Raw genomic sequence first — 6748 nt, 5'->3', positions numbered from 1 at the left:
AGCCTCCTCACCGCTTTATTGGAGAGGAGTTTTTTTACCCAGATGCATCAATGTATAAAACTATCTAGGCAGGATATGCCGAGATGTTTTGTTTATGGGGATTTGGTTGAGCTTTATTCTCCGAGTACGTGAGCTTATGTTCTTGAGGGCCTCAGCGCAGCGTTCTTAATTACCACAGCGTCTTTCAGCTGTGGCCCAGCCTGAACAGTTGATCTTTTTAGTTACTTTGCCTATTTAGGGCGATCGACGTTGCCTTCACCAATTGTGCAGAAGGCATTTTCGGTTCACCAGTGTTTGACATCGAGTTTGACGGTGCGTTTGCTGAGTGAGCGAATCCATCCTGCTGGTTTTCCTAAGCGTTGATGGTTGCCTATGTCGGAGTAATTACCGTCCCATGGGCTTTCGATCTGATCAATGTACTTTTAAGTAGTTCTGCTGACTGCTTATTTCCTCCTTTGGGATAGTAAGGAGAGCTGTGCATACCTTACGAATGAGTATGTACTGGCTCTTTTGCGCTGCATGAGGAATGGCTCTATTTCTAACTTAGATCGAGCGCTCCCATGCCTCTTGGTATATGGTGTTTTTGTTGTTCACGGCTGGCGCGATAAGGACGGCGTGACCGCTGCACTTTGCTGAGTCGTCGATGGCAGAGGTGAGGTCTAGGAAAGCGCGCTCACGGACTTCTTCAGATGAATTGGAGAATTGTATTTTCCAGCGGGTGGAGCCCACAATACTGAGGATGGGTAAATTATATTTCTGGGATGCGGCTGGGGAGGCAGCCTTATTGTGGCCTCTTGGCTAGTTGAGCTCTAGGACGTCGTGGCAAAGTTCTTGAATCCCTTTGAGTTTATCATCGGGAGTTTTGCTGCAGCCTACCATCCCGATTTAGAGAGGTAGTTTGATGTTGTCATTACTGAGTTTTACTGGGATGGCAGTATGAGCAAACCTCCGATAGCATAGGCATACGGCGGCACGTAATGAAAGGTTAAAGAATGGGCATTAGTGGACATAGCTGGTGATTACCTTTGCGGTGATAAATTTCTATCACTGGTAAAGTTATTTGAGGAATCTGTTACTGAGATGCTTGAGGTGATGGCTAGGGTTGGTGGATTCTCCTGTAGCCTGAACCATTAAATCTTGAGGAAGTAGTGTGCTACCGTGGCTATGGATTTCTTTACGCATCCATTGAAGTAATGGTGTGAAATCTGCTTTGTTATACGAGTTTAAGATCGATGCGTCTTGGGTAGCGGCGTGGAATAGTTGTGAGGCATTGAGATTTCCTAGGGTGTAGGTTGGAAAGTAGCCTAGTCCTCCCATGGCCCAGTGAATGTCTTGTAGGCATCCTTCTGAGTCTGATTTTGGTCGCATGTTGAAGTATGTTTCGAAGCTCTCATTCCAAGCAGCTGGGATGTCTTTCACGTCGAGGTCTCCACGCACTAGTTGTCGCTCGATGTTAAAGCGGAGTAAGACGTGGAGGTCGTAGGTCGCTTCGTCAGCATCCACTCGAATAGGTGAGTAAGTTGCTTGGTTGATGGTTTGGAGGAATTCCTCGACGGTCCAATCTCGGAGCTGTGGGAAGAGTTCTTGTGCTTTTGGAAGCCAGTGCTGCCAGAATGCTATCGATCTACCGACGTGTGCTTCCCAAAGCAGTGATTGGGATTCATGGATTCCAAGGGAAATGGCTGAGCCTGATGGTAGGCCGAAATTTGATTCGAGGAGACCTTGCTCATAGAGGCCGTGCCCAGCCTCGTGCATTACTCCGAGGAGTGATGTTGTGAAATCTTGCTCGTAGTAGCGCGTTGTAAGTCGTACATCTGACGGCCCGAGAGTGGTGCAAAATGGATGAGTGGTGGTATCAATGCGGCCAGCATGAAGGTCAAAGCCAATTGATTGAGCAACGGCACGATTGAGCTCTTGTTGCTTTTCGACAGGGAACGGTCCTTCTAGTTTTCGTGGATTATTGGAGGATGATTTTGCCACGGCATCGCTTGCTAGTGAGATGATTGCTGGCTGGAAACGGTTAAAAATGGAGATGATGTCGCGGGTTTTTGCTCCGCGTTCATAATTTTCTAGCAGGGCATCGTAGGTTTCGTCTTGGTAACCCCAGAGCTCGGCTTTTTCTTTGGCTAGATCTAGTAGTTTTTGCATGTGTGGGGCGAAGAGACTGAAGTTCGATTGCTCACGTGCTTTTATCCAGGCAGTCTTGGCGTGCGAGGATGTTTTTGAATCTCGCTCCACAATGTCTCGGTTGAGTTGTGTGGATCGCTCAAAGCTGTGACGCCATTCACGTAAGTTTGCTAGAGTCGTGTGGCTACCGTCGTTGCTGTCTTCTGCTGACGCGAGTAACTTTTCATAGTTATCGCTGGTAGATAGTTCATGTGCTTTACCTGATAGGTAGGCGATTTGCTCCGCCCTATACGCTTGAGCTTTATCCGGTAAGTTGGTTTCCTGATCCCAGGCTAGGGTAGAGGATGAGCTGTGCACCAAAGCTATTTCTCGGTGCTTTATGACTAGTGAGGCGTATGCGTCTGACATGATTGAGGATTCATATCAGAAAGCTTGGGCTGGACAAGTTGCTAGATGTTTATTCTACAATGCCTCCGTAGGATCGTCTGGCTAGTCGCTTGGTGAGGGCTAGTACGTCACTGCTAAATCGGCAGCGTAAAGCTTCATCGGCAACGGCAGCGCACTCTGCGTGCGAGAGTGAGCGAATGGCTTTCTTGATGCGAGGTAAACGGTGTGTTCCTACAGAAAGTTCGTCGACCCCTAGGCCAATTAATAGAGGTATAAGGTCTAGGTCGCTGGCCATTTCACCGCAGACTCCAGTCCAAATTCCGTGATTGTTAGCTGCCTCAACTGTCATTTTGATGAGACGAATGACCGCAGGGTTTGTTGGCTTGTAGAGTCCTGAAACGTGTTTATTCACGCGATCTACAGCGAGGGTGTACTGAATGAGGTCGTTTGTGCCAATCGAGAAGAAATCTACTTCTTTGGCGAGCTCGTTGGCCATGATAGCAGCAGAGGGAACTTCGATCATGACCCCGATTTCGATGCCTGGGTCGTACAAGGATCCTTCGCGGTCGAGCTCGTCCATGCATTCTTGGAGGATTACCTTAGCTGTCATTAGCTCGCCAATACCTGAAACGAGTGGGAACATGACGCCGATACGACCGTGGGCGCTGGCTCGTAAAATTGCTCTTAGTTGCTCCTTGAACATTCCGACACGAGAGAGCGATACACGTATGCCGCGCCAGCCGAGGAATGGGTTTGGTTCAGGTTCCGGGGGTGGTTCGGCCGGAAGTTTGTCGCCGCCAGCATCCAGGGTTCGAATGATTGCTTGGTGAGGTTGGCTTGTCGTCGCTGCCTCAGCGTACACTTTGTATTGACTTTCTTCCGAGGGAACTTCGCCTTTACCTAAAAGATAAAACTCTGTGCGAAATAAACCTATTCCGGCTCCACCGCTCGCTGTGACTAGTGGGAATTCATGTTTGAATTCGACATTAGCAGAAAGGGTGATTTCTCTCCCATCAGTAGTTTTGGTTTGTCTGTCTCGAAGATTGTCTAACTGTCTATCTTTCTTCTCCTTGAGGCGTTTGATATCTTGGTAGTGAGCGATGGTCGAGGGTTTTGGGTTGATAATCAATTTGCCATCGTACCCGTCAAGAATGGTTTGGCTAAGTTCTTGAATTTCTATGATGAGCCCTTGAAGTCCAACCACAGCAGGTATTCCCAGTGATCTAGCTAGAATTGCTGTGTGTGAGTTGATGCTGCCTTGCTCCGTAGCGAAACCGACTGATAAATCACTGTCCAGGGATGCTGTGTCAGATGGAGAAAGGTCATGTGCGATGATGATGTGATTATGCTCTGGGCAATCGTCACTAGGGCAAGCTTCATCAGTGTTGAAGTTTCGGATCACTCGTTGAGCTATGTCGTCGATGTCAGAAGCGCGTTCAGCCAGGTAGGGGTCATTTATCCGACGCATGGCTTCCGAATAGTTTTGAAGTACCGCATAAAAGCTAAATTCCGCATTCTGTTGCCGGTCACGGATGGTTTCTTCTACCCGCTTGATCATGGTACGATCAGAGAGCAGCATGAGGTGGGCTTCAAAAATTTGGCCTTCGGTGTCCTCAGTAATTGCCTCGATATGCTTCTGGAGCTTGCTGATCTCCAGTTTTGTGTTGTCGAGAGCGGTGTGGACTCGCTGGATTTCTCTATCTAAGTTTCTTGGAGAGATTTCGTAAACATCAGGTGCTTGCAGGCCACGTGATATAACGTGGGCTGGCGCGAAAGAGAGTCCTGGCGACACGGCCGTGCCTTGAATGACTACTTCTTTATTGGATGGGATGACTGGCATTTATGAAAAAATATAAGCAAAAAATAGGAAGTTAGGATGGCCAGCTTCCTATGAGGACAATAGTAGTGAGCCTATCTCTTACTCCTCGAAATTACGTAAAATAAGGCGGCCAACGGCTTCGAGAGCGGCTTCAGCTTCAGGACCGTCAGTTATGATGGTGAGTACAGACCCGTGACCGGCAGCTAACATCATAAGACCCATGATGCTTTTACCATCAATTTCTTCCCCGTCTTTTTCGACAGTGATTTCGGCGTCAAATCTGTTCGCAGTTTTAACGAACTGGGCAGCTGGGCGCGCGTGGATACCGAGCTTGTTCGTGATAGTAAATTCCTGTGTTGGCATTGGCTGTAGTCTTGTACGTATAGAGTCGGGATTTGGATAACTCTATGGAGTCTTCTAGCCTAGTGGAAGGTAAAATTTTAAAGAATATTGGAAGTTGTTGTTTAATAGTGTGTTGTGAAAGGAGATGGGGGCGTTGTGTTGGCTAGTTTCTCGCTCAATCGGTTGTTGAATTCAGCAGCCATGTCGTATCCGAGACGTCTGAGTTGGAGGTCTAATGCAGTCACGGCGACTAATCTCGCAGTGTCCCGTCCTGGAGCTACTGGAATATCTACGATTGGCACGTCGACACCCAGGACTTTGTCAGTTTCGCGAGTGATTCCGACTCTATCCACTTCGTTCAAGTCGCTATAGGGTCGTAGGTTCACGATGATGTCTAGTGTGGCATCTGGGCGGATTGATCCTAAACCGTAGATATTGGTGACATTAATGATTCCAATACCTCTCATTTCAATGAAGCCTCTGGAGAAATCGTCGGTGAATGCTGTGAGTTTTCCGTTTACGTTACGAATCTTTACGTGATCATCGGCAATGAGTGCTCCGCCTCGTTCTACGAGTCCGATGGCTGTCTCGCTTTTTCCTGAGCCGCTTTTACCTTTGATTAGCACGCCAATTCCACGGAAGTCTAGCATGCAGCCATGCGCGGTGGTTGTTGGCGCGAAGTCATGCTCTAGGTGAAAAGTAGCAGAGTTGATGAAGCGCATGGTGTTGAGTGGTGTCCTAAAGAGGCTAATGCGGAATTCTTCACAAATATCCAGCATGTCCTGGTGTACTCTAGCATCTCTGGAGATGACAATGCATGGGATGTCGGTTTTGCAGATCGTACGGATACGTTCTCTTCTTATTTCTGAATCAATTTTATTTAGAAATTCCACTTCTGAATTGCCGAGGACTTGGACGCGCATGTAGGCAAAATGATCAATATACCCAGCAAGAGCTAAGCCTGGTCTGTTCAATGATGGTTCATTGATTTTTCTATTAAACCCGTCGGACGAGTTGATTGGTTCAAGTTTAAGGCTTTCACCGTGTGTTTCAAAAAAATGTCCGACCGTGATGTGTGAAACCAATTTAACTTTGCGTGCCATGGTAGCTAGCTTAGCTGTCTTGGGAGCTACTTAAATGATAAAATTAATTCTTCGTGTTAGGTGTGATTGGGGACAAATTTACTTAGGAATCCCGTTTCCGTCTGAAGCTTGTTTTTTTGCTGGAAAGCTGAGGTGAAACTGAGACCATACAAATGCGCTAGAGAGTGCGCGCTTATGAATATCATCATCATTGGAGCTGGAGAAGTGGGGCGGCATTTGGCTACTTCCTTATCACGAGAAGCGCATAGCATCACCGTGATCGAAAGTAATCCAGAATTAGCCGCAGAGCTCGAGCAGTCGTTAGATGCTAGGATTATCTGCGAAAACGGAACTTCAGTGACGACTTTATTGGAAGCTGGAGTCAGTGAGTGTGATTTGTTCCTGGCGTTGACTAGTGATAATACTATCAACGTAATGGCCGCATCGGTCGCGAAAAAACTGGATGCCAAAAAGGTGATTTCGCGTGTCCACCCAGAAGTACAGCGAGAGGAATGGCTCTTTGATTACCGCAGCCATTTTGGGATTGATCATATTTTTAGTTCAGAGCGATTGAGTGCGATAGAGCTTGCTAAGTTTATACGTAATCCCGAGTCCTTGGTTGTTGAGGAAATTGCGCGAGGACGCATCGAACTTCAACAGGTGCGAGTGAGTGACAAGAGTGATGTGCCAGGCAAAAAGCTGATCGATCTCAAAGCTCCTGAGAGGACGCGTGTGGCATCTGTCACCCGTGGTGGTGAAAGTTTTGTTCCGACAGCAAGCTCCACACTTGAAGTTGGCGATGTGGTTACCATTTTTGGTGAGCCTAGAAAGCTCCGAGTACTTGCAGATCGCCTGCAAAAGGGGTGTGTCAAAGACTCAGATCTTAAAGTTGTTATCTTTGGTGGAGGGGAATATGGGTTCACTCTCGCTCAGATGTTAGAAAGCTGGAATTGCAGGGTGCGTATCTTCGAAAAAGATGAAAAACGAGCAC

Annotated in this window: 6 protein-coding genes; 1 reads left to right on the top strand and 5 read right to left on the bottom strand. The window is 47.5% G+C overall.

Annotated features, from left to right (window positions below; translation table 11 throughout):
• Nucleotides 1-543: 543 nt before the first annotated feature.
• The 5 genes from ABGY95_RS01425 to hprK all read right to left on the bottom strand — a co-directional run bounded on the left by ABGY95_RS01425 (nt 544) and on the right by hprK (nt 5778).
• A complete protein-coding gene (locus ABGY95_RS01425; protein WP_347439894.1) occupies nt 544-729 on the bottom strand; it encodes a hypothetical protein in 186 nt (61 codons plus the stop codon).
• A gap of 327 nt (nt 730-1056) precedes the next feature.
• Nucleotides 1057-2535 carry a carboxypeptidase M32 gene (locus tag ABGY95_RS01420; RefSeq protein ID WP_347439893.1) on the bottom strand — a complete coding sequence of 493 codons (1479 nt, stop codon included), beginning with the start codon at nt 2533-2535 and terminating at the stop codon, nt 1057-1059.
• A 49-nt stretch (nt 2536-2584) separates the two neighbouring features.
• Nucleotides 2585-4354 carry a phosphoenolpyruvate--protein phosphotransferase gene (ptsP, locus tag ABGY95_RS01415; protein ID WP_347439892.1) on the bottom strand — a complete coding sequence of 590 codons (1770 nt, stop codon included), beginning with the start codon at nt 4352-4354 and terminating at the stop codon, nt 2585-2587.
• Nucleotides 4355-4432: 78 nt separating this feature from the next.
• Nucleotides 4433-4696 (bottom strand): HPr family phosphocarrier protein, encoded by a 264-nt coding sequence (locus ABGY95_RS01410; RefSeq protein WP_347439891.1) that lies wholly within the window; start codon nt 4694-4696, stop codon nt 4433-4435.
• A gap of 101 nt (nt 4697-4797) precedes the next feature.
• Nucleotides 4798-5778, bottom strand: coding sequence for an HPr(Ser) kinase/phosphatase (gene hprK, locus ABGY95_RS01405; protein ID WP_347439890.1), 981 nt, complete (start codon nt 5776-5778; stop codon nt 4798-4800).
• Nucleotides 5779-5952: 174 nt separating this feature from the next.
• Here hprK and ABGY95_RS01400 point away from each other — a divergent pair.
• Nucleotides 5953-6748 (top strand): NAD-binding protein (locus tag ABGY95_RS01400; protein ID WP_347439889.1); only part of this gene is annotated, 796 nt, incomplete at its 3' end.

Origin of the sequence: Rubritalea sp. (assembly GCF_039830215.1) — a bacterium.
Lineage (GTDB): Bacteria > Verrucomicrobiota > Verrucomicrobiia > Verrucomicrobiales > Akkermansiaceae > Rubritalea.
Note: the sequence above shows the minus strand (reverse complement) of the source record. Positions and strands in the feature narration are given on the sequence as shown.

What these genes read in the sequence shown, in the direction of transcription:
- ABGY95_RS01410 (WP_347439891.1), bottom strand. Translation starts at nt 4,696, where the DNA reads ATGCCAACACAGGAATTTACTATCACGAACAAGCTCGGTATCCACGCG.
- ABGY95_RS01420 (WP_347439893.1), bottom strand. Translation starts at nt 2,535, where the DNA reads ATGTCAGACGCATACGCCTCACTAGTCATAAAGCACCGAGAAATAGCT.
- hprK (WP_347439890.1), bottom strand. Translation starts at nt 5,778, where the DNA reads ATGGCACGCAAAGTTAAATTGGTTTCACACATCACGGTCGGACATTTT.
- ptsP (WP_347439892.1), bottom strand. Translation starts at nt 4,354, where the DNA reads ATGCCAGTCATCCCATCCAATAAAGAAGTAGTCATTCAAGGCACGGCC.